General features: G+C 33.2%; 19 protein-coding genes. 13 read left to right on the forward strand and 6 right to left on the reverse strand.

Annotated features, from left to right (window positions below):
• Window positions 1–61: 61 nt before the first annotated feature.
• The 4 genes from KWG70_RS06325 to KWG70_RS06340 all read right to left on the reverse strand — a co-directional run bounded on the left by KWG70_RS06325 (window position 62) and on the right by KWG70_RS06340 (window position 6,124).
• Window positions 62–2,542: a PorP/SprF family type IX secretion system membrane protein gene (locus tag KWG70_RS06325; protein WP_230935151.1), complete on the reverse strand. Its 2,481-nt coding sequence runs from the start codon at window positions 2,540–2,542 to the stop codon at window positions 62–64.
• A 4-nt stretch (window positions 2,543–2,546) separates the two neighbouring features.
• The gene (locus KWG70_RS06330; protein WP_230935152.1) at window positions 2,547–4,013 is read right to left on the reverse strand and encodes a T9SS type B sorting domain-containing protein; all 1,467 of its coding nucleotides are present in this window, start codon (window positions 4,011–4,013) and stop codon (window positions 2,547–2,549) included.
• Window positions 4,014–4,087: 74 nt separating this feature from the next.
• A complete protein-coding gene (locus tag KWG70_RS06335; protein ID WP_230935153.1) occupies window positions 4,088–5,398 on the reverse strand; it encodes a hypothetical protein in 1,311 nt (436 codons plus the stop codon).
• A gap of 273 nt (window positions 5,399–5,671) precedes the next feature.
• Window positions 5,672–6,124 carry a hypothetical protein gene (locus KWG70_RS06340; protein WP_230935154.1) on the reverse strand — a complete coding sequence of 151 codons (453 nt, stop codon included), beginning with the start codon at window positions 6,122–6,124 and terminating at the stop codon, window positions 5,672–5,674.
• 517 nt (window positions 6,125–6,641) lie between these two features.
• On the opposite strand from KWG70_RS06340, the gene KWG70_RS06345 reads away from it, so the two are divergent.
• Window positions 6,642–7,271, forward strand: a complete 630-nt coding sequence (locus KWG70_RS06345; protein WP_230935155.1) for a peptidase associated/transthyretin-like domain-containing protein — start codon at window positions 6,642–6,644, stop codon at window positions 7,269–7,271.
• 183 nt (window positions 7,272–7,454) lie between these two features.
• The gene (locus tag KWG70_RS06350) at window positions 7,455–8,324 is read left to right on the forward strand and encodes a hypothetical protein (protein ID WP_230935156.1); all 870 of its coding nucleotides are present in this window, start codon (window positions 7,455–7,457) and stop codon (window positions 8,322–8,324) included.
• Window positions 8,325–8,405: 81 nt separating this feature from the next.
• On the opposite strand, the gene KWG70_RS06355 is transcribed toward KWG70_RS06350, so the two are convergent.
• Both KWG70_RS06355 and KWG70_RS06360 read right to left on the reverse strand, forming a co-directional pair.
• Window positions 8,406–9,020: a hypothetical protein gene (locus KWG70_RS06355; RefSeq protein ID WP_230935157.1), complete on the reverse strand. Its 615-nt coding sequence runs from the start codon at window positions 9,018–9,020 to the stop codon at window positions 8,406–8,408.
• A 203-nt stretch (window positions 9,021–9,223) separates the two neighbouring features.
• Entirely contained in the window at window positions 9,224–10,138 is a 915-nt protein-coding gene (locus KWG70_RS06360) for a M23 family metallopeptidase (RefSeq protein WP_230935158.1), read from the reverse strand.
• Window positions 10,139–10,326: 188 nt separating this feature from the next.
• Between KWG70_RS06360 and KWG70_RS06365 the strand changes: the two genes are divergently transcribed.
• The 11 genes from KWG70_RS06365 (at window position 10,327) to KWG70_RS06415 (ending at window position 24,088) form a co-directional block, all read left to right on the forward strand.
• The gene (locus KWG70_RS06365) at window positions 10,327–12,018 is read left to right on the forward strand and encodes a patatin-like phospholipase family protein (RefSeq protein WP_230935159.1); all 1,692 of its coding nucleotides are present in this window, start codon (window positions 10,327–10,329) and stop codon (window positions 12,016–12,018) included.
• A gap of 93 nt (window positions 12,019–12,111) precedes the next feature.
• Complete coding sequence (locus KWG70_RS06370; protein WP_230935160.1) at window positions 12,112–13,617, forward strand: tyrosinase family protein; 1,506 nt, start codon at window positions 12,112–12,114, stop codon at window positions 13,615–13,617.
• 50 nt (window positions 13,618–13,667) lie between these two features.
• Window positions 13,668–15,266 carry a hypothetical protein gene (locus KWG70_RS06375; RefSeq protein ID WP_230935161.1) on the forward strand — a complete coding sequence of 533 codons (1,599 nt, stop codon included), beginning with the start codon at window positions 13,668–13,670 and terminating at the stop codon, window positions 15,264–15,266.
• Window positions 15,266–15,730, forward strand: a complete 465-nt coding sequence (locus KWG70_RS06380; RefSeq protein WP_230935162.1) for a hypothetical protein — start codon at window positions 15,266–15,268, stop codon at window positions 15,728–15,730. The genes KWG70_RS06375 and KWG70_RS06380 overlap by 1 nt, the downstream gene beginning before the upstream one ends.
• 13 nt (window positions 15,731–15,743) lie before the next feature.
• Entirely contained in the window at window positions 15,744–16,430 is a 687-nt protein-coding gene (locus KWG70_RS06385) for a DJ-1/PfpI family protein (protein WP_230935163.1), read from the forward strand.
• 193 nt (window positions 16,431–16,623) lie between these two features.
• Window positions 16,624–17,553, forward strand: coding sequence for a DNA/RNA non-specific endonuclease (locus KWG70_RS06390; protein WP_230935164.1), 930 nt, complete (start codon window positions 16,624–16,626; stop codon window positions 17,551–17,553).
• Between the two features lie 7 nt (window positions 17,554–17,560).
• Window positions 17,561–18,526, forward strand: a complete 966-nt coding sequence (locus KWG70_RS06395) for a CHAT domain-containing protein (RefSeq protein ID WP_230935165.1) — start codon at window positions 17,561–17,563, stop codon at window positions 18,524–18,526.
• Complete coding sequence (locus KWG70_RS06400) at window positions 18,514–19,584, forward strand: hypothetical protein (RefSeq protein ID WP_230935166.1); 1,071 nt, start codon at window positions 18,514–18,516, stop codon at window positions 19,582–19,584. The genes KWG70_RS06395 and KWG70_RS06400 overlap by 13 nt, the downstream gene beginning before the upstream one ends.
• Window positions 19,585–19,651: 67 nt before the next feature.
• Window positions 19,652–21,682 (forward strand): M13 family metallopeptidase, encoded by a 2,031-nt coding sequence (locus tag KWG70_RS06405; protein WP_230935167.1) that lies wholly within the window; start codon window positions 19,652–19,654, stop codon window positions 21,680–21,682.
• 32 nt (window positions 21,683–21,714) lie between these two features.
• Window positions 21,715–22,170, forward strand: coding sequence for a GNAT family N-acetyltransferase (locus tag KWG70_RS06410; protein WP_230935168.1), 456 nt, complete (start codon window positions 21,715–21,717; stop codon window positions 22,168–22,170).
• Between the two features lie 223 nt (window positions 22,171–22,393).
• Window positions 22,394–24,088 (forward strand): tetratricopeptide repeat protein, encoded by a 1,695-nt coding sequence (locus KWG70_RS06415; RefSeq protein WP_230935169.1) that lies wholly within the window; start codon window positions 22,394–22,396, stop codon window positions 24,086–24,088.
• The last annotated feature ends 114 nt before the right edge of the window (window positions 24,089–24,202 follow it).

Genomic DNA, 24,202 nt, shown 5'->3' on the forward strand with positions numbered 1-24,202 from the left:
ATAATTCCTTTTTCATTGACAGGGCAATCTCTGAATTCGGAATTGGGCCATAACTTACTTATTATTTATTCTCAATTTTTGCAATAGACATTTTACCGTTATACGGTCTGTTTCCTTTTGATTTTAATCCTTCATTTGCAGCCTCTATGTAATCAAACTTATCGTAATAAATGTAATATTTACTTGTGTTGACATCATAGAAAAAGTCTATATCTGTTCGTCCAGAGGCAACAACTTTTCTCAAGAAGTCATCTCTTTTCTTAACGTCACTATGTACAGCTAATATTAAATAGTATCCATTCTCAACATTGGTTACATTCTCGAGAATTTGAATATTATCACTTTGCTGTTCCCCAAAATCAAAATCTTCAGTTTTAAGCGGCGTGCTGCTTAATCCAGTAGATTGTTTGATGTTTTGTAACGTCGCTCTATCTTGAGCATAGCGCTCGTCTTCATTATCAAAAGCAGCACGTTTGATTCGTCGTCGTCTTTCAAACTCGGTTGCTACTTTAATATCTTCTAATCGCGTTTCTAATGTAACTTTCGCTTCTAAAGCATTTAATTGTTCTGTCTCTAGACGTTTTAATGCTTTTTGGTAATACAAATACACTTCATCATTAGTAATAGTAGCTGCTTCGTATTTGTCTTCATATAATTCTTTTAGCTTTTCAATATCTTCGCCTCGCTTTTTTATAACAGCGTCTAAATCAGATTTGATTGCATTTAAGGCGTTATTTTCGGCAGTAATACTTTTAAATGGTTTTGGCGTTACTGCAATACCTTGTTCGCTTAAATCATTTTCTTCTTTTAAATCTTTTAAATCTTTATCCTTAATAGCTACAATATCATCGAACTTTTTCAATAATTCATTTTGAGTTGTTTTAGAATTCTCTGTCTCCAGTGCTAATGCATACATAGACTTCCCGAGCTCATCTTGTGGGTTAGTAATTAACTCCTCTTTTGCTTTGGCATCTGCCTCTTCTTGAGCTTTTTGTTCAGCTAATAATCTTGCTTTAGCATCAGCCTCTTCTTTAGCTTTTTGTTCAGCTAATAATCTTGCTTTGGCATCAGCCTCTTCTTGAGCTTTTTGTTCAGCTAGTAACCTTGCTTTAGCATCAGCCTCTTCTTGAGCTTTTTGTTCAGCTAATAATCTTGCTTTGGCATCAGCCTCTTCTTGAGCTTTTTGTTCAGCTAATAATCTTGCTTTGGCATCAGCCTCTTCTTGAGCTTTTTGTTCAGCTAGTAACCTTGCTTTAGCATCAGCTTCTTCTTGAGCTTTTTGTTCAGCTAATAATCTTGCTTTGGCATCAGCCTCTTCTTTAGCTTTTTGTTCAGCTAATAATCTTGCTTTGGCATCAGCCTCTTCTTTAGCTTTTTGTTCAGCTAGTAATCTTGCTTTATCATCAGCCTCTTCTTTAGCTTTTTGTTCAGCTAATAATCTTGCTTTGGCATCAGCTTCTTCTTTAGCTTTTTGTTCAGCTAACAACTTAGCCTGTGCTTCGGCTTTTCTTTCTGCTGAAGATTTACGATTGGCATCAGCTTTAGCTTTAGATATTTTAGATACAACAGGTTTTCTTTTATTACCAGAAATCAATCCGCTTACTTCATCACCACTACTATAATCGTAATTTTGCTTGTTTTTGAATCTATACGCTAGTGTAAATTCGTGAGAAGGTCCAAAATTATTCAAATCGCCTAAGGCTTTCTCATAATTGTATTCGATAGCAATTTGTGGTGTAATATTGATTCCCACGCCTCCAGAAGCACCAAACACTGTATTATATCCAACTTGAGCCCAGATACCTTTTGGAACTGTTAGCATTGCAATAGCAGATATTACAGTTTCGTCTTTTTTGAATTCTGATCTAATAAGACCAGAAAATTTACTTTCATCAAAGAAACCTCTAGTATTCATATATCCTGTATACATTAAATGCGCTTGGATACTTTGTTCTGGATCATCTTTGATAAGTTCGGATGTATTGGAATTATAAGTTACCAAATTGTTGATTGATACACCAAAGTCTAGGAATACTAAACCATAGTTAACTCCAGGGCTAATTGCTAATAAAAAGTTTTCAGGAACATTTTGTAGAGAAGGATCATCAAAATTTGTTACAACATTACCAGTATTTATACCACTTTTGTAGGCACCAATATTAAGTCCGAAGGTAAGGTTGCTATCTCTATCCAGTTGAACGTTGTAGGCGAAATTGGCCAGACCACCAAACGTAGTTAAGACACCATAGTTTTGTTGAAACACACTTAAACCGGCACCAATATTCTCTCCAAATCTACCAGTATAACCAGCGAGATAGGTGAGTGGGGCGTCATCAAACTGTACCCATTCTCTTTTATTGGAAAAACTAATGTATTTATTTTGCTCACGAACGAAGCTAAATGTTGGGTTAATTGCGTATCGATTGAAGGTTAAAGAATTCCTTACGGGTAGGCTAAGCGAAACCACTCCATCATCTTCTTGAGAATAGAACATCTGTATAGAACAGATACATAATACTAAAACCAAAAGATGTGTTTTCATATTATTATTTCACTATTGTTATTGAACCTTTTCTAGTTTCGTTATTTTCAGTGGTTATCACATAATAAAAGACCTGATTAATACTGGTCAAATTCAAATCATTTTCTGGCCAATTATTTAAATAATCATTGGTCTTTAAAACTATTTCTCCACGATTTGTCATGATTAATACTTCTGTATTAGTACCAGTTACATATCGTGTTGGAATTACCCATGTATCGTTTATATTGTCACCATTTGGACTTATAACATTTGGAATATTTGCTACTTCAGGAAAAGGATCTAAAGCTTCGCTTAGTTCGAATAGGAACTCTCTTGAACCAACACAGCCTGATGTTTCGCTAACTACTATTTTGTAGTTGCCAAAATCGGTAGCATCATAATTATCAGTTGTAACACCAGAAATAATACTGCCATTTAGATACCATTCATACTCTGGATTATTCGCAGTAGTTGTCACAACTACATATAGCGATTCGCCATCTTCTATCGTATTTGTTTCAGATACATTTAGTGAACCTTCAAAAAGCTCACTTTCTAATTCAATTGTGCCAGAGGCTGAACAGTTTCCTAAATCTACTTGAACAGAATACGAACCTGATTCATTGGCTTGATACATTTGATTTGTGGCATCAGGAATTACGGCACCATCCTTAAACCACTGGTAACTATTACCACCAATAGTACTTAATGTTGTTGCGCCTTGAGCTGGACAAAAGGGATTACCTAAACTTGAAGCGATTCCAGCGTTAGCCTGTCCTGAAGTAACTTCACTAATTGCAACACGGTTAGAAAATGAATCTGATGTACATGTACCATAATTTGTTTCGGCAAAATAGGTTCCTTCTTCACTTACTTCAAGCGTTGGGCCTTCTGAAAGGAACACAGCTGTAGTCGGTCCAGTTTCCTTGAACCAATTAAATGTAAGAGAAGGGTAGTTGAGTGGAGAATCATTTGATCCTGTACCTGGATTATCAATGGTTAATAGATAGCTTCCTCCAGAACAATAAGCACCTGTCGACACTAAATTATTTATAGTGAAAGGTGAATCTTGAATTTTGTAATAGGCTGCAAAAGTGGACGAACCAGAACTTGTAGCGGCAGGTGCGCTACTTTTAATCCTTATTTTATAATTTTCTCCAGCGGTTGTTGTAGGTAGTGAAAAGTTTACCGTTGCAGGTGATGTTGTAATCGCTCCAGCATTAGAAGTATATACTACAGTTGGGTTTGAAAAGTCTCCATCTGCATCAGACATTTCTATAGTGAACTGATTTGATGCCTCTAAAGCACTTTCAGGTGAAAAAACAAACGTAGTGCTATAAGTGTTGAATGACGCACTAGCACAAGCTTGACTAAAACCTAGGTTAGGTGAACCAATAACTATCTGGGCATTTACTTTTTCTTGCGTAACAAGAATAAATAAACAACAAAATCCAAAAAGGAATTTATGTAGGGATTTAGTGTAGTACATTGTAGTTTGGGGCGTAGTTTTTTATCTATAAGCAACAATTCTTTAATTAAAGATTAATAGCTGGTTTTATAATTTTAATCGTCATCGTCAATGTCATTTGAAGCGATTATTCTATTGATTCTCAATCTGAAATCTGGTCGTTTTAAATTTTCGACATCAATAAAAGTTTCAGAATCTGGACCTTTTGAATACACATTGTTAAATGCTCTATTTCCATACCAATTCTCTAAGTCTTCATTATTTGCAATATTCTCAACAAATATGTTTCCTTTGCAATTATTGAAATATGTTCTGGTGAATTTTATCCGTTCAAGATTTTCACTATTAATTTCTATGTTTCTATCAAATATTACAGCAGGATTAAAACCTGAAATAACACTTTTATCAATAGTAAACGAGGCATCTTCTCCGATGTAAATAGCTTCGTTAACCAAACCAACTTTAATATCGTTACGCAAATCATCACTTAAATTGATTAAGGTCAAGTTTTCTGCGCTGACAAAGGTTTGTTTTTGAGAAAAATCGGCAGATTCTTTTTGATCATGAGCGGCAACATACATACATCTTGATTTTCCTGCTCCAGATACATATGGCGATCTTATAGCCAATGAGTTGTTAATTTTACATTGAGCACCATAATTAAAGTCGTAATCGTTTATACTTGATTTGTACGATACCATTTTATCTAAAATCACATCGCCACCTAATATACCAAATGAATTACCTTCACAATAGCTAACCATAATATTTTCTATAATGGTTTGTTGTCCAACACCAGCTAAGGTCAATCCATTGAAATAACCATAATCTTTGGTTCTCTTTCCAGCATATTCAATTCTTACATAGCGTAAAACACCAGAATAACTGGCAGGATTATTACCACCATAGCTAATTGTTTTAGCCGCAGAAGGTACTAAGCCATAGTTCAAAGATGATTCGACACCAAATTTATTTGTTGGTGCATTACCAAGAATGAAGAGTCCTCCCCAATCACCAGGCTTTTTTACACTTCTACTTGAAGTAAATATTATTGGGTCTGTGTGTGTGCCGTCAGCAATTATTTTTGATCCGTTACTGATAACCAGCGATCCTTTAGTTTTAAAATCACCTATAATCACTGTACCAGGCTCAATAGTAAGTGTTGTACTATCAGTTACAAAAACATCTCCAAGGAGAAGATATATATCACGTTTGTATAGTCTAGTATCTTTGGTAATATCTCCACTTAATATTTTAGTAGGCTTACCATACTCAACTTTGTTCGGTTTAAATTCTGTCCAAGGATTTAGCCAATTGTTATAGCCAATAATTCCTTTCTCTTGCTGGGCAAACATATTGCCATACACTAATAATAGGACAAGTGTAATTTGAGTAATTTTTTTCATAGCGGTTAAATTCGTTTACGTTAGACAAGTGGGCGCTAAATTATATGTATCAAACATATGAACAATACTTATGAAATGCAAAAAATATCGACGAAATGCATAATATTTGATATGATGTATTATTTTTCTTACAAATTTATGATTTTATGAAAATTAATTACTCAATTATGGTAACAAACGCAAAATCAGTCGCTTAATATTTATAAGAAATTATTTAAAAAAAAACCTCAACGCAATGTTGAGGTCAACTATTTTTACAAATACTAACTAATGTTAATCTGTTTTATAATCATTATAAGTATGCAAAGATTTCAATGTTTCTTCATAAAACATAATTGCAGCAATCAAATCACGCGTATCAGAATAAGGCAATATTTTTTTCTGAAATTCTACAGTACTGTCAAAATAATCTACAGAAGCTTCTCTATTATCTTCTAAAGCTTTTTTATTTTCTTTAGTTTCAGGTATTCCTAAAGACTCCATAGTTACACCTGGTTTTGTAGCAAATGCAATATTAGGTAGAATATTTACAATAACTTCAATACGCTCTATATACAGATTAAGTAAAGCACCTTTAGACATTTTACCTAATTCTTCATGACTATGATATTTAGAGATACTCGTTTTTCCACTAATCATGTTTATTGGAGCATTCTTTTTTTGGGCAAAACCGATGCTAACCATCAGAAAAAAAACAGCGATAATTAAAGTAGGTTTAGTTTTCATTTTTTGGGTTTTTTATTAACGTTAGATAAGCAAATCTATACAATTAATTAAAAAAAACAACTAATTTCTGGGTTTTTTTGCAAACTATTTTATCATATGAAATGCATATTTCTTGGATAAACTGCTTATTTACTGGATAAAATGCATATTTATACGACGAAATACTTTTTGTCTTTTTCATGATCTCAGAGGCAATTTATCAAGAGATTTTAGAAAAAAATCCGCTTTTAAATTCACAAAATCATTGCTTGTTTTTACATTTATTATTCTCAATTTATTGACATGCCAACTTAGAATTAATCTGCCTGAATGCAATAAAGATTAACCCTTTAGGAATCGATATCTTGCTCCCCTTTTTACACATAATATGTACTTCTGTATGTGATTGTTATGAACATTTCATCGATATATTTTACGTCTAAGTACATTTCATCGTGAAATTTGAACATTCATGTGATTTTTAAGGGTTTACGATATAAATCTCTCAATTTTGAGTAAATCTAAAATGCTTAACCTCATGAAAAATTCAATAATCTTAATTTACTTTAGTCTTTTTTTAAGTATGAATTATACAATTTGTGCTCAAGAAACTACGACTGATTTGCAAAGTAATTCTACTGATTATCTAGAACGTCACCCTTTATATGATTATTCTGAGTTCCACTTGAATAATACAGATACTATTCCTGGTTTTGAATTAAAGGAAAATAAGCTTAAAGTTTCTGGTACTATATATAAGAGTGATGGTGTTACACCAGCTAAAGGTGTAATTCTATTTATTGAGCAAGCTGATGAAAATGGAGATTTTGATTTGAGAGAGGCAAATGGTAAGCGTTATGTACACAACAGAGGTTGGATTAAAACTGATGCCGACGGACACTATACTTTTTATACATATATTCCAGGAAATGACAGACGTTATAACCAAATGCAACAACTATTTCCAACAGTAAAAGAAGCTTCTAAAACGGAATATGACATTGCTAGCTTTCTTTTTGATGAAGATCCGCTACTAACAAAGTTATGCCGAAAAAGAATGGCCAAAAAAGGTGATCCTACTAGAATTCTTAAGCTTAAGAAAGAAGGTAATATATTTGTAGTCCAAAAAGATATAGTACTTCAAACGGATATAGAAGCTTCAAAATAATTCAAAGTCTTTACCTACAAATTTTTTAATTTTTAATCTGCTATCAATACTTTAGAAAAACAGGTATAAGTACTTGTAAATGTGATAGGTGAATTTACTAGATTGTCTGTTAATCCAATAATAGAAATCTTGTATATCATGTTATGTCTGAATCAATTATCCGTTTTAAGTTTTCGCTGTTACTTGATCTGCTGCATACTTCTACTTACTAATACTATTTCAGCACAATCATATAGAGATGATTGGACATCTCGTTTGTCATTTGTAATTGATTATGGTCTCTCTTTTCCAACCATTAAAGGAGGTAATAGCTTTACTATTTCTAGTTTCCCAAGTCATCCGCAAGACCAGATTGTTTTTTCTGAGAGACAAAGTTCAAGACAGGACTTATCAAATTTAGGGTATTACGGATTAGAGTTAACATACGCTCTACAACCTAAAATTTCATTGGGATTAGTAATGCAACGAAGAAATAGTTATGCATATAATTCATCAATGCAGTTTAGTCAAGAAAAGGAAGTTATATCTAATAACCTATTGCTATCCGCAACTGGAGTTTTCATGCAAAATACCAAGATTAGCTCTACATCACTTTCGTTACTTGCAGCTTTTAAATTATTTAAAATAGACATTGATAGAGCTACAGTAATATCTTTTGAAACGGGAATTGGAATAGGGCTTTCCTTTATAAAACTGGATTCGCAAATCTCAAATGTGTTGCTTACAATGCATCTTAAGAATGATACTACTAGTCAGGATAACACTTTTGGTCCAGGACTTATAGCGCCAGAAATTACGAGAACTACACCTTTTACATGGCAATTAAGTACAGGTTTCCAATTTCAGTTTGAAAACTTCCCTAATATGAGTATCGGATTTAAACTTGTAGATATTGGTCATTTTATCATTATGGAACGACCAGAAAATATGCGAGATTTATTTCTACTTACTAGTGCAACTACTAATGCTGAAGATCAGAATTTAGCGCTTTCAACAACTAATCAAAAGCGACATTTAGTTACCAAGGACATATACATCAAGTTCCATTTCTAAAAGACGCTAAAAAAACGAAGCACTAATAAAAGTGCTTCGCTTATTATGAGCTAGTTATTAAGAAAAGAGAGTTTTAATGCATTAATACAGCTTCCCTGTTGAAGGTAAAGAAGACGTTCCATCATTACCTTTTAAGTGTACGTTAGGACCTAAGAACCTTAGTTGTGTATGTTGTTCTCCTTTTTGGATAGTTGCATCCATCACAATAGCAAACAAACTACCTGACACTGAATAATCATACTCAGTATTAGAAATTTCTCCTTTGTAAGAGAACGTATTCCATTGATTTGCCATTTTAATCATGGCATCAATAATCTTTGTTTGTTGTGCTCTATCTAATCCATAAGATTCCATAGTATGTGTCGTTTGTGAGTAAGATGTTTTACCACCTCCAGCAGAGAAAAACAAGAAGAAGCCATAACCTCCACTTTTACTTTCTTTAGTTAATTGATCATACTTCTTTTGGTATGATGCAGTCAACATACCTCTAATTAGTTGGTCTAGTGCTTTCACATTCTCAGGTGTTACACATTGCAACTTCAATTTGAAGTCAACTTTAATGTCACCATGCGCTGGTACTGTGTAAGTTACGCCAGAGCATTGACCTTGTCCGTAAGCATTTACTGCTACACCATCTGTTGCAGCTCCAGTTGCGTTTGATGCAGGATTTTCAAATACTGTGCTTAAATTTTCCATAATAAAATGATTTAAAGATTAATAATACAATTGCTAGCTTATAAAGTTTGATGCTAACAATACTGTAAAATTATAGCAAACACATTCCTGAAAATTGAGTACAAATACCTGAATTTCAAATCCATATCAGCAATTGTGTACTACGTATTTGTACTTGAATTTTAAATCAGTTAATTGAAGTAAGTGATAAGGTATGAAGACTATTATTTTTCGATCACTAATTTTTGACCAACGCGAATCACAGCATTTCTTTTGATGGCATTAGTTTTGCAAAGTGATGCGATACTAACATTATTTCGTCTTGAAATTCTAGATAGCGTATCACCAGGTCTAACGGTATAAATAGACTGTTGCTTTATTAAACTAGCGATAGCCTCTTCTTCAGAAAGCAAAGGAATTATTTTGCTTTGACGTTTAGAATTATGTGCAATTGGGCGTGTCCATTTTCTAGTGATCCATAGTTCTTTAGATCGTATTTTGTTGTGGTCGTTAAATTCGAATAAATACTCAGGATTAATAGATACACCTTTGTAATTCACAACTAAATGTAAGTGGCTACCTCTTGCATTTCCAGAAACGCCTCCTTTTCCTAAGTACTGTCCGCGAACTATCGTATCATTTTCTTTGACGCCATAAGCAGATAAATGTGCGTAAACTGTTTCTAATCCGTTGTAATGCCTTAGCACAACAGTTTTTCCGTGACCTCTACTATATCTAGACATGCGTACAATACCATCAAACATAGCAAAAAGACTATCTCCAGTTACCAAATCTATATCTATTCCCTTGTGCGGTCGTCCACGTCTCCAACCATAGCGTGACGTTACCACTTTTTCTTTCCCAATAGGAGAGAAGTAGGTGGAATCTTTAAAATTAAGCTGCAGCGGAAATGTAACCTCCACATTTTTATATGGATTATAGACTGTATGATCCCAATATTCTGCTTTAATATTTATAGGGATAAGCGTATCTTTCTCTTTAACAACTTCAGTTTTTACTGAATCAATACTTGTTATAAAATTTAATTCTGAAAGATCTAATAATTTAAACTCAGGACTTTTTTGAGCAAACAGACTAACAGATATTAGAATAAGAAAACAACTGAAAAATGATTTCATATTAATAGAATAATAGCACTAATTTTTGCATGGCGAATTTAAATAAATTTAACGTCAATTCTGTTAATGTATTGTTAGAGTTACTAACATTTAACAATTTCATTTCACTTTAAACAATCAGGTAATTGTACGTATAGATATGGATTAATAAATACTTATATTTATAGAACTAAACATTTTCATTGCTCATGTCTGAAGAACTAGAAAAAAATAGACCTTTAAAACCATTTGAAACCATTGGACTATGTTTCAGTGGTGGAGGTTATCGTGCCACTTTTTTTGCTTTGGGTGTATTGTCTTACCTTGATCAAGCATCATATAAGAATACCCCTTTATTAGATTCGGTCAGAGCATTAAGTACGGTTAGTGGAGGAACCTTAGCAGGTGTAGGCTATGCCAAAGCTGTTCAAGATCCAAACTATGACTTTAAAACTTTTTTTAAACACTTCTACAATACATTTACTCCAGAAAATGACTCACTCTTAGAAACTGCAATTGCAAAATTAGAAGATGATACTGTTTGGAAAAGACATGCTTATAAAAAGCGTTCACTAATTAATGCCTTTGCCTTAACTTATGCTGAAATGCCACTATTTGAAGGTCAGTTTCAAGAATTTGAAAAAGATGATATTAAACAATTAGAACAAGTATGTTTTAATGCGACCGACTTTTCGTTTGGACTGACTTATCGTTTTCAAAACCGAGGTTATTTTGGTAATAATCCATTATATAAGAGTTTTCAAAAGGAAGTCAATGCCTTGCGCAATCAGGTAAAGTTAGGTGATGTTATAGCATCTTCGTCCTGTTTTCCTGTTGGATTTGAACCCTTAGTATTTCCAGATGACTATTTTGAAAATCACAATGCTTCAGACTATAAAAACTTAAAAGAGTTAGATCGATTTATTGATGGCGTAGGCATCATGGATGGTGGAATTGCAGACAATCAGGGTATAGGTAGTATGATGTTGATTAATGAACGTATGCCTGATGGTCTAGATCTAATAATAGTAAATGATGTTGGGAGCTATAAAATGAAACCATGGCAGCAAGATACCTCTACTGTTGGAAAAACTTCAACGGTTAAACGGGTAATAAATAAAATATTGCAATACTTTACCATAAAACCTTTGTATTGGATGACATTTATTATTGGTTTACTACTTATACTTTTAAACAATATGCAAGTTTTTGGGCCTACAGCTTATACTGGATTATATATTTTAGGTAGTACTATAATGGGTATGGGTTTACTTCTAACTGTTTTTGGATTAGTTGCTTCGGTGGTAAAAGTATCTGTACTGTCACGATTAAAATCGCTGTTTAAAAAGAATGTTCCTGAACCTTTATTGGATGATATTTTGACATTTCAAAAACTAGATATTGGTTTAATACAACGCATGCTAACAGATCGCTTAACTTCTGCCATGAAAATGATAAATGATGTCTTTTTAAAACAAATGAGGCGCTTAAATTATGATTTATTCTATTCTAAACCTGAATTGAATAATAGGCGTGTAACTGCAACAGTTTACAAATTAAATGGTCAAGACACACCTTATAGTAAAGGTGCAAACTATAATGACCAAATACAGCCAAAACCTAGTAAAGGTTTAGAAAGTGTATGTTTAACGGCTTCTGAAACACCCACAACACTATGGTGGGACAAAACCGATATTGCAAAAAACCGTATGGAAACTTTAATTGCTTGCGGTCAGTTTACGGTATGTTACGAACTTATGGATTATATCCTAAAGTTAAAAGCTGATACAAATAGTGGCATTAATGATTTTACTGAAATAGATAAATTGTATAAGGCCTTGGAAAAAGACTGGAAAGCTTTTAATGATCAACCATTATGGTTGGTTAATCAACTTAAATAATTATAAAACAGGTATTTATACGCATAAATATACTACAAGTAATATATAATTTTAGTGTATTAAAAAATTAACCAATTTAAAGCACACTAAATTATGAGTAATTCAACCGCAGCACCAACATGGTATGGAGGCATCCGAGATATGTTTACGCAAATCGATATTGATCATATGTCACCTCATGGCATACTTTTAAATGACTATGATTCGGTAAAATCAAATGCGCCAGGTATTTATGGGCAATTAGCAGCAGGTAATATGCCACCAAAACATCCATGGCCTAAAAGTCAAGTGCAAACATTTTTAGATTGGATGACCAATAACTATCCAAAAGGAACACCTCCAAAGGAATCAAGCAGACTTAAAATGATGGCAACAGCATCCGCGACACGTGTCAGAAAAGATGTTAGTTCTTTGTCTTCAGATGAAATAGCTACTCTAAAAAAGGCATTTTCGGGTGTTATGAAATTAAAAACAAATGATCCAAATGGATATTTTATACAAGCAGGTTATCATGGTCTTCCTAATGCATATTGTATGCATCATATTCCTGGATATAATCCATGGCATCGTGCTTATCTATACAGTTTTGAAAATGCATTGCGAACAATTCCAGGATGTGAAGATGTAACACTGCCATACTGGGATCTTTTTAATGATTTTCCAGATCTTTTAAACCAGGCGCCCTTTGCTAATTATACATTACCAGAAGATTTAAACAGCAATTATAAAAAAGGCTATGTAACTCAACGAAATTCTGTTAAAACAATGGAAAGCTTATTTAAGCAATATGATGTTTTAACAGATTTTACACGTGCAAAAACACAACAGGATTGGGAAGACTATCATGGAGGTCAGGCTTTTGGAGGTGCTCCAAATGATACGTCAATAAGTGCTCACGATGGAGGTCATGTGGCTACTGGACCAACAATGGCAGATCAAAATGTTGCAGCTTTTGATCCAATTTTTTGGTTCTATCACTGTAATATAGATCGTATGTTTTGGGAGTGGCAAAAAGGCATGCATGCAACAGATATAAACGGTTTGTTATCTACAATCACAACAACTGAAAGTCGAAATATTTTTACAATACCTGTTTTGGAGAGTTTACCTCCATTTACAAATAATGCTCCGCATCTAAACACGGTCAAAATTGTAGATTCGATAGCAAACTTAGATGTTGATTATGATCCACCTGCAAAAGAAACAAAAGAAATAGCTATGGCAGCATTTACAACAAAACGAAGAGGCTCAGTGGCAGCATCAGAAAAATTCCATGTAGATACAGACATTGCTAATGTGCGTGTTAAAGGAATCAATCGTATTAAAATTCCAGGAAGTTTTAGTGTACACTTATTAAAAGATGGCGAAAAAATAGCATCTAAAGCATTTTTCCAACCATCTGAAGTTGATAAATGTCCTAACTGTGTAGAAAACCCAATTGTACATGTCGATTTCAAGCTCCCATTAGAGGAGGTGAAGTCTGGCAAGCTTGAAACTTGGATTGAACCGTTAAATCATGCGCCATTTGGTGATCGTTTTCCTCATAAAATGATGGGAAACCCTACTATTAACGTAAGATTATTATTAAGAAACGAATAGGTATAATCATTCTGGTTTTCCTATTAAACTAACATTAAAATATAATCTTTATGAAATCTAATAGATCATGTCTATTTATGGGACATCCCATAAAAGCAATTGTTTTGTCCATACTTATACTTGGTTTGTCTTGTGAACAAAACAAAACGAGTAGTTATGTCGCAGTTCAAGCTCCTCTAGAGTTTAGTTCTAACATACCTGTTGATGTAAACCCTGCCTTGCAAAAAGAGCTTAAAGATGCAGGCGATATTTACCAACTTAATGAACTTTTTAATATGTACAGTTGGCAAGCTCTTATTGCTATAAACTGGCCATTAAATGAAAATGGTGAAGCTCGTAAAAATTTCACAGATGAAGGTACACCAACTTGGCTAACATGGAAAGAGGCCTTTCAGGTCTACCGCTTTGATGGGAAAGCACCTGAACCATGGGATAGTCCACGAACTGATAGTGGTTTAGGACTTCAAACAAATGTATTGAACGATATTGATTCAAGAATCATATTAAATAGTACAACACCAACGCATACAGGTAACAACAATATTGCAAATGAAACCGATCAAGCTTTTGCGGGAAAATTATTTGATCAAAATGGTAATGTGGTGGTTTACGAAGTCCTAATGAACAAAGAGGAGTTTGATTACGTGGTAGAGAATAAGCTTTATAATATTAATGGTCAATTAGAATTTTCTAAAACTAATGTAAATGCCAATTTTCCTAAAGGAGATTATGAAAAGCAACAATTAGGTGCTGTTGAAATTAAACTAGCCTGGAAAATTTTAGAAGACAACGATTATCAGGAGCGTTATTTTAAAGATGAAGGATATATTATTAACGAATCGACTAAAAAACCAGAAAAAGCACTCCTCGGATTAATTGGCTTTCATATAAGTCAAAAAACGCCAACAGGAAAACAATGGGTATGGTCTACATTTGAACACATTGATAATCTAGATCAAAATACAACCGAAGTCGATGGAGAGATTAAGGTAATTCATCCAACACTCACTAATCCTAATTGCGAGATATGCCCAGTAAATGTTGATGTTAGTAATAATAAAAACACCTATTTATACCACACTAGTGAGCATGGTAACTATTGGAATGTAACAGGAGATACTTTAAATTATTATACCGATAGTGCTCAAATGAAAACACAATCTAAACGCATGGTAGATATTCCCGTACGTGTAAAACGAATAAACACCTTAATGCAAGAGTATTTCAAACAGCAAGGTAGTGTATGGCAATATTATCAGTTAATTGATACGCAATATCCTTTAGATCAAAATGCAAAACCAGGTATAAGCACAGACAGTTTGTATTACATACCAGAAAGTGTTGTTAACAAGCCAGGAGGTAAGCCAAATTTGGCATTCCTAACAAATATCTCTATGGAAACTTTTTTCCAAGGCGGTAATCAAATAGCAGGACTTATGGAAAACTCTCAATCAAATATTACCATTTTTGGTACTGAAAGTTGTATTGGTTGTCACTCTAGCGCATATCTCTTTAATTCATACACATCACAAAACGGTAAAATGACATTAGGAATTGGATCACAGTTATCAGGAGACTTTAGCTGGTTACTCAAAACTGCACAATGGGATAGAGACCAAAAGAAACCATCACAAGAAAAACAGGAATAATGGAAAACACAAAAAAAACAATCTGTTCTTGTAGTAAGCACCATCCTCCTAAACGATTATTAAATAAGAGTGGAAAGAAAACGAGTATTCTAAATGTAGTGACTGCAGTAGTACTGTTTTTATTTCCAAAATGCCCAATTTGCTGGGCTGCTTATGCCTCGTTATTTAGTTTTCTAGGCTTAGAACAAATAAGTTTTAATTCTAATTGGAGTTATATTGTTCTTGGACTATTTTTAGTTGGAAGCTTTTTCTTAATGCGGAAACACTATTTAAATAAATCGTGGTCGAGCTTAGTTTTATATGGCTTGGGAATGATCATTTTGATGATTTCTTATGGCTTGAATTTTACTGAAAACTGGTGGCTATATGTTGTTTTGGGATTAATTGTATTGAGCAATCTCTCTGGCAACAGTATTCAAAAAATCATCAAGTTATTTAAACATCCTTTTGCAGCCACAACTTAAATCATTGACTAACATGGAAACTAAAACAAAACAAACTCAAGAGCTTTTTACTATTGTTATTCCTATTTATGATGGCGTTGATTTGATGGATATTGCAGCACCAAGAGAAATATTTAGTTGGCTTGCATTTGACAAATCATTTCATAGAGATATCACAATATTATTTGTTGGTGAGCATGAAGGAACCTTTACAACTAACAATGGATTAAAGATTGCAATAGAAGCCACTTTCAAAGATGATATTGCTTTAAACCCAAACTTGATATGGGTTCCAGGAGGAAGACCAGAGACCTTAGCCGAAATTATCTCTGACCCAAAATCTCCTTATACGGCATTTGTGAAAAAAGCAGGTTCTAATGCCGATTGGGTATGTTCTGTATGTGAAGGCGCTATTCTTTTAGCAAATACAGGATTGTTAAATGGACATAAAATCACAACACATTGGAAATTTGTTAATTGCTTCGGTCGTTACCCAGAAGTGACCGTAGTTAAAGATAATCTGCGTTATCTTAAAAGTGGAAATAGAGTGACAGGCGGAGGCATTTCGTCAGGACTAGATGAAGCGCTATATTTAGTCAAGTTAATTGCAGGTGAAGCTAGTGCTATTAAAATTCAACAAACAATGCAGTATTATCCTGATCCGCCTGTAAAAAGCAAAATTCCTGAGGCCGGCGCCTGTCCAGTAAAGGGGCTTGCCTAATAAATTCCAATATTAATTGTCTTAATAGATTAGCATTAGACTAACATAGTTATAGGTGTGCAACTAATGTTACTATTGAAAGCTATAGTAGGATGAGAATAGACCATAATCTTATGTAATTCATTATCAATTCAATATATTTTACTATCTTAGTGTGGATCTCCCTAATAAGAACATATAAAATTGTGAAACAATGAGTTATATGCGTTCTTTTATGGATGATTTTGAGGTTTCAATTCCCGAAATTTCTTGTTTAGAAAAAGAAAAAATAGAGGATAATGGTTTCGATATATCAGAATACTACCTTGATTATCTTAATTATAGTGTGCTACACAATCCTTTACGAAAGTTCCCTTATTTCACTGCTTGTAATATTCATGGCGATCTTTTTAAAAAAATTAATAGAGATGAACTTTTCTCAGGAAAAGGTGATAAATGGAAAAAAGATGAACGTATTCCAAAAGACACCCAATTAGGGCAAGAACTATACGGAGCAGATAAAAGTGATTTCGATAAAGGCCATCTTACGAAGCGAGAAGATGTACAGTGGGCAACAGATCGTAACAAAGCCATTGAAGCAGCCGAATCGACATTTTATTTTACTAATGCTATGCCTCAGGTAGATCGACTCAATAGAGGGGTTTGGAGAAGGATTGAAGATTATATTTTGCATCATCAAACCGTAGAAAATGACATTAAAATTAATGTGTTTACAGGACCTGTTTTTTTTGAAAATGATCCTGATTTTGTAACTAAAGTTAAAGATGATATCATACAAATTCCATATATATTTTGGAAAGTGGTCTATTATAAAATGAATGGTGTCTTGCAAAGAACAGGGTTTATAACCAGTCAGAAACATCTATTAGAAAAGCGACGAATTGTTAAACCTTCAGTTCGTGCCGAGGCAGAACCAGAAAGTGATTTGTTTATGACTTTTAAAGATGCTGAAACGTATCAAGTAAGAGTAGAATTTATCGAGAAAACTTCTGGTCTTTCATTTCAGAAGGCAAATGAAAATTTTGTAGATAAAACACCCGAAGAGCTTATATTATCTGGTGTTGATGTGCGTTCAGAAGACAATTTAAGTATTGAAAATGTCCGTATTAATATAACGTTATAATTTTGTTGTGATAAAGATATTATTTATAAAAGTTAATCCTATAGGAACAAAGAATCTCAGGCTCGGTAAAGAAGAGAACGAGATTAGAAATGCGTTGCAGGTCAGCACAGGTAGAGACGATTTTGAATTTCACACCAGAGATGCCGTTACCATAGAAGATTTGCATCGTGATTTGGAACAGATCAAGCCTAATATTTTGCATGTTTCTGGTCATGGAAGTAAAGAAGGTGTACTCTTTTTTAATGATAATGAAGGTTACAAAAAGGAAGTTGATGTCATTAAATTTTGCGACTACTTAGCAAATTATAAAGCACATGTAACATGTGTATTTCTTAATGCTTGCTTTAGCTTGAACGGGATAGATACATTAGAAAAACAACATGCTCATATAATAGGAATGCGTGATGAAATTCCTAATGATACAGCTGTAAAGTTTGCCAAGGCATTTTACACATCCCATTTCAATGGAAAATCGGTTAAAGAGTCTTTTAATACTGCCAAAAGCATTGTGAGTATGGACGATTATGATGAAGATTTGATTCCAAAACTTTTAGCATCAGAACATCTCATAAAAGAAGACGATGACGATAATAAATTGGGCGAATCTCAATTGAGACTCATATCTGAGGCAGAAATTGAAAATGCTAAAATAGAAAGCAAGCAAAACATAAAAGAGTTTACCATTTGGATGATTGTTCTTGGCACTATTGCAGTTGTTGGAACCATTTTTTCAATTATATATGATCAAGGCAAATTTCTAACGACTGTTAGTAGTGCTGGCCCTACAAGTATTATTTTCTTTCCATTTCGCTGGCGAATGACAGAAAAAGAGTGTATTAATGCAATTGCAGAAATGGGTATAAGACGTCTTCAATTTCTTGAACGACCGCAATTAACAGATACTGAAATAGAAACATTCAACAAGCAGTTTTTTAAAATAAGAGAACTAAAACTAAAGCGATGGATAAAATAGAAGAACGAATCAAAGAAATTGAAGAACGTAATAAAAAATCTAATAAAATAAATTTATTAGTGGGTTTAGTTATTTTACTTGGATTGGCCAGCTTCTACTTTTATAGTGCTCATATCCAAGCAGAAAAAAACAGACAGATCGCTAACACCAAGCAGGAACTAGAAATAAAAGCATTAGAAAAGAAAAATGAAGAATTAAGAGCCTTAATAGCCGAGCAACAAGTTGATTCTATACAGAAATATGCTGTGTATAGTGCAAATGAAGTAAAGGAACAATTGAACGAAATACGGAAATCTACAACTAATACTCAAATCTTGAAATCTGTAGATTCTATTGAAACTAGAGTTAATACAATTAAAAAATTCGCATCAGACACTGTTGCCATTCGATACTATAAAAGAAAATTGGATGGAGACGTTGTAGAAAAAGTAATCAGAGGAATAGAATCTCCTCATTACATTTTTGATTCCATTATAAATGTTGCAGATAGAAATAAGGTAAATACTATTTATTATGGTGATTTAGTCAAAAAACAATACGCTGAAGAATTGGCATTGCGTTTAAAGAACAGTGGCATTAATATTGTAAATGTCAAGCCTTTTAAAAGTAAAAAAGGATACGATTGGAAGAAAATTACTGTGCAGATAGAATTTGAGTCAACGAAAGTTGAAGATGCTAAAAATAATGATTGGCAAATACGATTATATTCCTACAAACCAGATCAAAGAATTAAAAAACGTATTGAATCTCTTATAGGCAAAAGTGGTTTCAAACTGACGGTTTTTCCAGATTGGGAAGAAAAAATGTCTTTTTTTTCAAATAGACCTACAGTTTTATATTATACCAATAACAATAGTAAGAGAGCAGAACAAATTGCAAAGCAATTGTTTGAAGCCACAAAAGTTAAATTTAATACTTCTTTAGGCAAAGGATATGGTGTTTCTGAAAAAGATAAAAACAACTTGTTTATAATACACTATAATGGAGATCCAGATTCAGTTTCAAAATCAAGAATGATAACAAAGCAACAACAGCCTATAAAAACTGATAAGTATTAACAAAATATTAAAGATGACCATGCACGATTAGAAATGCATATCTTTGGGTAAACTAATATCACTTTCTATGAAAACGATTCGTTACCTCTCATTTATTTTACTTGTATTTTTTTCTTGCAAAGACGACAAAACATCTGATAATACCAATACTGATCTTGTTATAAAACCTGTTGTGTTTGATGGTATAGATGCTTCTATTAAACCAGGGGATGACTTTTTTAATCATGTCAACAAAAACTGGTTTGAAAACGCAGTTATTGCCGATGATCAAATTGGTGTAGGTGCTTATAGGTTTTTAAACATTCCACAGCAGGAATTATTAAAGACTATTTTGGAAGAGGTATCTCAAAAGGAACATCCTGTAGGTAGTATAGAACAAAAAGTTGGTGATTTCTTCGCTTCAGGAATGGACACGATAAGTATTAACAAGCGTGGATTAAAACCCATTCAGCCAATTTTAGATAACATTAATGCAATTAGTGATATTGAAGGAATACTAACTTTTGTTGCAACACAATTAAAGTCTGGAGATTATTCGATGTTGGCTCCATACGTATCACCCGATCAAGAAAACAGCTCACTAAATATACTACACTTTGCGCAAACAGGATTGGGCTTACCAGACCGTGATTATTACTTTTCAGATAATGTTTCAGTAAAACAAATTCAAGAGGCTTATAAAACGTATTTAACAACACTTTTTGAACTTGTTGGTGATGCTAATGCTAAAGTAAATGCAGAAACCGTTTACAACATAGAGAAGCAATTGGCAGAATCACACAAAACTAGAATTGAAAGAAGAGATGTTAAAGCGAACTACAACAAGATATCTGTTTCAGAATTAAATGAAAGCCATAAAAACATTAATTGGATTGACCTATTACATATTTTGGGGGCAAAAGTCGATTCTGTAGATGTGGCTCAACCAACTTATTATGATAATTTAAATACAATGTTACCATCTGTGTCTTTAGACCATTGGAAACTTTATTTAAAGGCAAACTCTATTGCGTCTCATGATGATATTTTAAGTCAGCCCTTTCAAGATGCGTCTTTTGAATATTCAAAAGTACTATCTGGACAATCTGAACAGCAACCACGAGCAAAGCGTATGGTTAGACGAGTAGACGGACAAATAGGATTTGCTCTAGGACAGTTATATGTAAAGCGCTATTTTAATGAAGATGCAAAAAAACGAGCGTTGGAGTTAGTTAATAATTTCCAAAAAGTACTAGAAAAACGTATTGATAACTTAGATTGGATGAGTGATAGTACTAAGGTAAAGGCCAAAGACAAACTTTATGCTATTAATAAAAAAATAGGATATCCAGATGTTTGGCGTACTTATGATGTATCTATTGATCGCAATCAATTTTTTGAGAATGTAGTTGCATTACGACAGGACGCCTATCAATATCAATTAGACCAACTTAATAAAGCACCAAATAGAGATCAATGGGGAACAACACCCTCTACAGTGACAGCATATTATAATCCGTCACTCAACGAAATTGTATTTCCTGCAGGTATTTTACAAGCGCCTTATTTTGATTTATATGCAGATGATGCTGCAAATTATGGAGGAATAGGAATGGTTATAGGTCATGAATTTACGCATGCCTTTGATGATCAAGGTGCGCAATTTGATAAAAACGGAAATGTATCAAATTGGTGGACCGAAGAAGACTACACAAAATTTAAAGCTAAAACACAACAAATTGTTGAACAATACAACGCATTTACTGTATTAGATAGTGTCCATTTAAAAGGCGCTTTAACTGTTGGCGAAAATACTGCAGATAATGGTGGCATTGCTATTGCCTATGATGCTTTTAAAATGACAGAACAAGGTCAAGACACAATAAAAATAGGAGGTTATACACCAGATCAGCGCTTCTTTTTGTCTATTGCTAATATTTGGCGTGTTAAGATGCGTGAGGCCTACTTACGTAATTATGTTGCCAATGACCCTCATTCGCCACCAATTTGGCGTGTTAACGGACCTTTAATGAACTTCACTCCATTTTACGAGGCCTTTGATGTGAAAGCAGGTGAAGCTAATTATAGAGTAGAGGAGGAACGGATTAAGATTTGGTAAATAAATCTTCCAAATAATTAATTCAGATAGATATGACATTTAGAAACGCCAAAAGAGATGATGTTTCGGCTATTGTAGCTATGATAGCCGATGATACTCTTGGAAAAAAACGAGAGAATTTTCAAAACCCTTTGCCTAACGTTTACTATTCTGCATTTGATAATATTGATAGTGATAAAAACCAAATGCTTACTGTTATTGAAAATGATAAAGAAGAAATCATTGGTACATTGCAATTGTCTTTTATTCAATACCTAACCTATCGTGGAGGCATTAGAGCACAGATTGAAGCTGTTAGAATACGAAAGGATTATAGAGGAACAGGTTTAGGTACCGAACTTTTTAAATGGGCGATTAATAAAGCTAAAGAACGAAATGCTCATGTACTACAATTAACTACCGATAAAAAACGACCAGAAGCCATAGAATTTTATAAAAAAATAGGATTTGTGGCATCTCATGAAGGTATGAAGTTACATCTAAACTAAGTCAATATTAAATAGGTTTAAATACGTAGTAAATATCTATAAAAATGTTCAAATTTGAGAAAAGTGCAAACTGTCTTTTATTTTAATAGCTATTTTGTTTTAATTTTAAAGCTGTAACTTCGGTAGAATGCTAAACTCCTTTTTCCAAAAAACAATTCTCGTTTTATGCTGCTGTTACTTCAGTCATCTGTTTTCACAAAACCAGATAGCCAAGGACAGCATAATGCATCTTATACAAAAAACAGATTCTTTAGAACTAAAAGCAGAATATTATAGTGAGTTATATGGCCTCCATAGACAGAACAATGCAAATGAAGCCTTAACGTATCTTTTTAAAGAATTAGAAGTTCAAAACATCATAAATGACCCTTCGGAAATTGCTCAAACCTATTCACAGATTGGATGGTGTTATGTTGCTGAAGTTCAAAATTTAGACAGTGCCAAAATATATCTTGAAAAGGCATATAACTTAGGATTAGAAATTAATGATAGTATCAGAATAGCCAAATCATTGACCTTTCTAGGTTTTATGAATCAAAGAAAAGGTTATTATAAAACAGCATTAGATTATTACTATAAATCATTGACGTATAAAGAAGCAATGAAAGACCATTCAGGTATGAGCTATTCATACAATTTAATTGGTAAAACCTTGCAACTACAAGAACAATACGATAAGAGTTTAGAGTTTCATTTCAAATCACTCAAAGAGAAGAAGAAAGCTAATGTCAATAGTGACATTGCATTGTCTTATCGAAATATTGGCGCTGTATATCTACAAACTGATAAATATGAAAAAGCCATTGAATATTTTAATAAAGCGCTAGAATTACAAAAGGCAAATAAGCAACGAAAGGCCATGGCTGTTTGTTATAATGGTTTAGGCAATGCCTATCTCAAATTGGATAATATTGCAACATCCATTCAATATTTTGAGCAATCCTTGAGTATTTCAGGTGTGCAAAAGAATACCTTTCAACGCTCAAATTCTTTAATGGGATTAGCTAAATGTCAGATAGCGCAAAACAATTTAGATAGAGCTGAGGACTATGCAATTCAGGTATTGTCATTTTCTAAACTTGACGCTTTCAGAAATAACAGAAAAAAAGCGTATCAATTACTTTCCGAAATTTATAAATTACAAGGTAAGAATGAAGCTGCATTAACTGCATATGAGCACTATACAGCACTTAAAGATAGTTTGATAAACGTACAAACGCTTACTCAAATTGCAGAATTGGAGGGCATATACAATACCGAAAAGAAAGAACGTGAAATTGATAATTTAAAACAAAATCAGGAAATCTTAAAGCAGGAACAACGCTTTAAAAATCTAATCATCTACGCATCAATTATATTTATTGGATTGATTCTTCTCTTTTTCTTTTTTAGAAATAGAGCCAGAAAGAATAGATTCCAACAGCAGCTAACACTAAAAGAGCAGGAGAATGAAATTACGCAACTAAAGTTAGAAGGTGAAGAAACTAAAAACAAGCATTATGTGACTGAGCTCAATAATTTCATGCAACTCATGATTTCTAAGAATAATCAAATTAAAGACCTTCAGGAAAGATTAGAAACGTTTCCAGCACAACAAGAGGAAGATGCAAACTATAAAGAAAACATCCAACAGTTGTATAATACAACCATATTAACTGATGATGATTGGAAGACATTTAGAGTAATATTTGAGCAAGTCCACCCAAATTTTATAACCAATCTTGTTCAGCATAATTCGTCCATATCTCAAGGTGATCTTAAACTTGCTGCACTACTAAGATTGAATTTATCAAATTTCGAGATTAGTTCCATATTGGGTATTTCTCCAGAAAGTGTAAGAAAAAATAAATACCGCATACGTAAAAAACTTGCCTTTGATACAGATGCTCAACTTCAGGATTTTATCAATAACATATAGTTTGTCCCGTTTTTGTCCCTTTAATTTTATCAAATAACTTGTTAGCCTTTCATTTGTCCCAGTTTTGTCTTTAGACAATCACAAGTTCATGATTACTGAATTCTATCTTTAAAA

Source organism: Psychroserpens luteolus (assembly GCF_021032705.1).
Classification (GTDB): Bacteria; Bacteroidota; Bacteroidia; order Flavobacteriales; family Flavobacteriaceae; genus Psychroserpens; species Psychroserpens luteolus.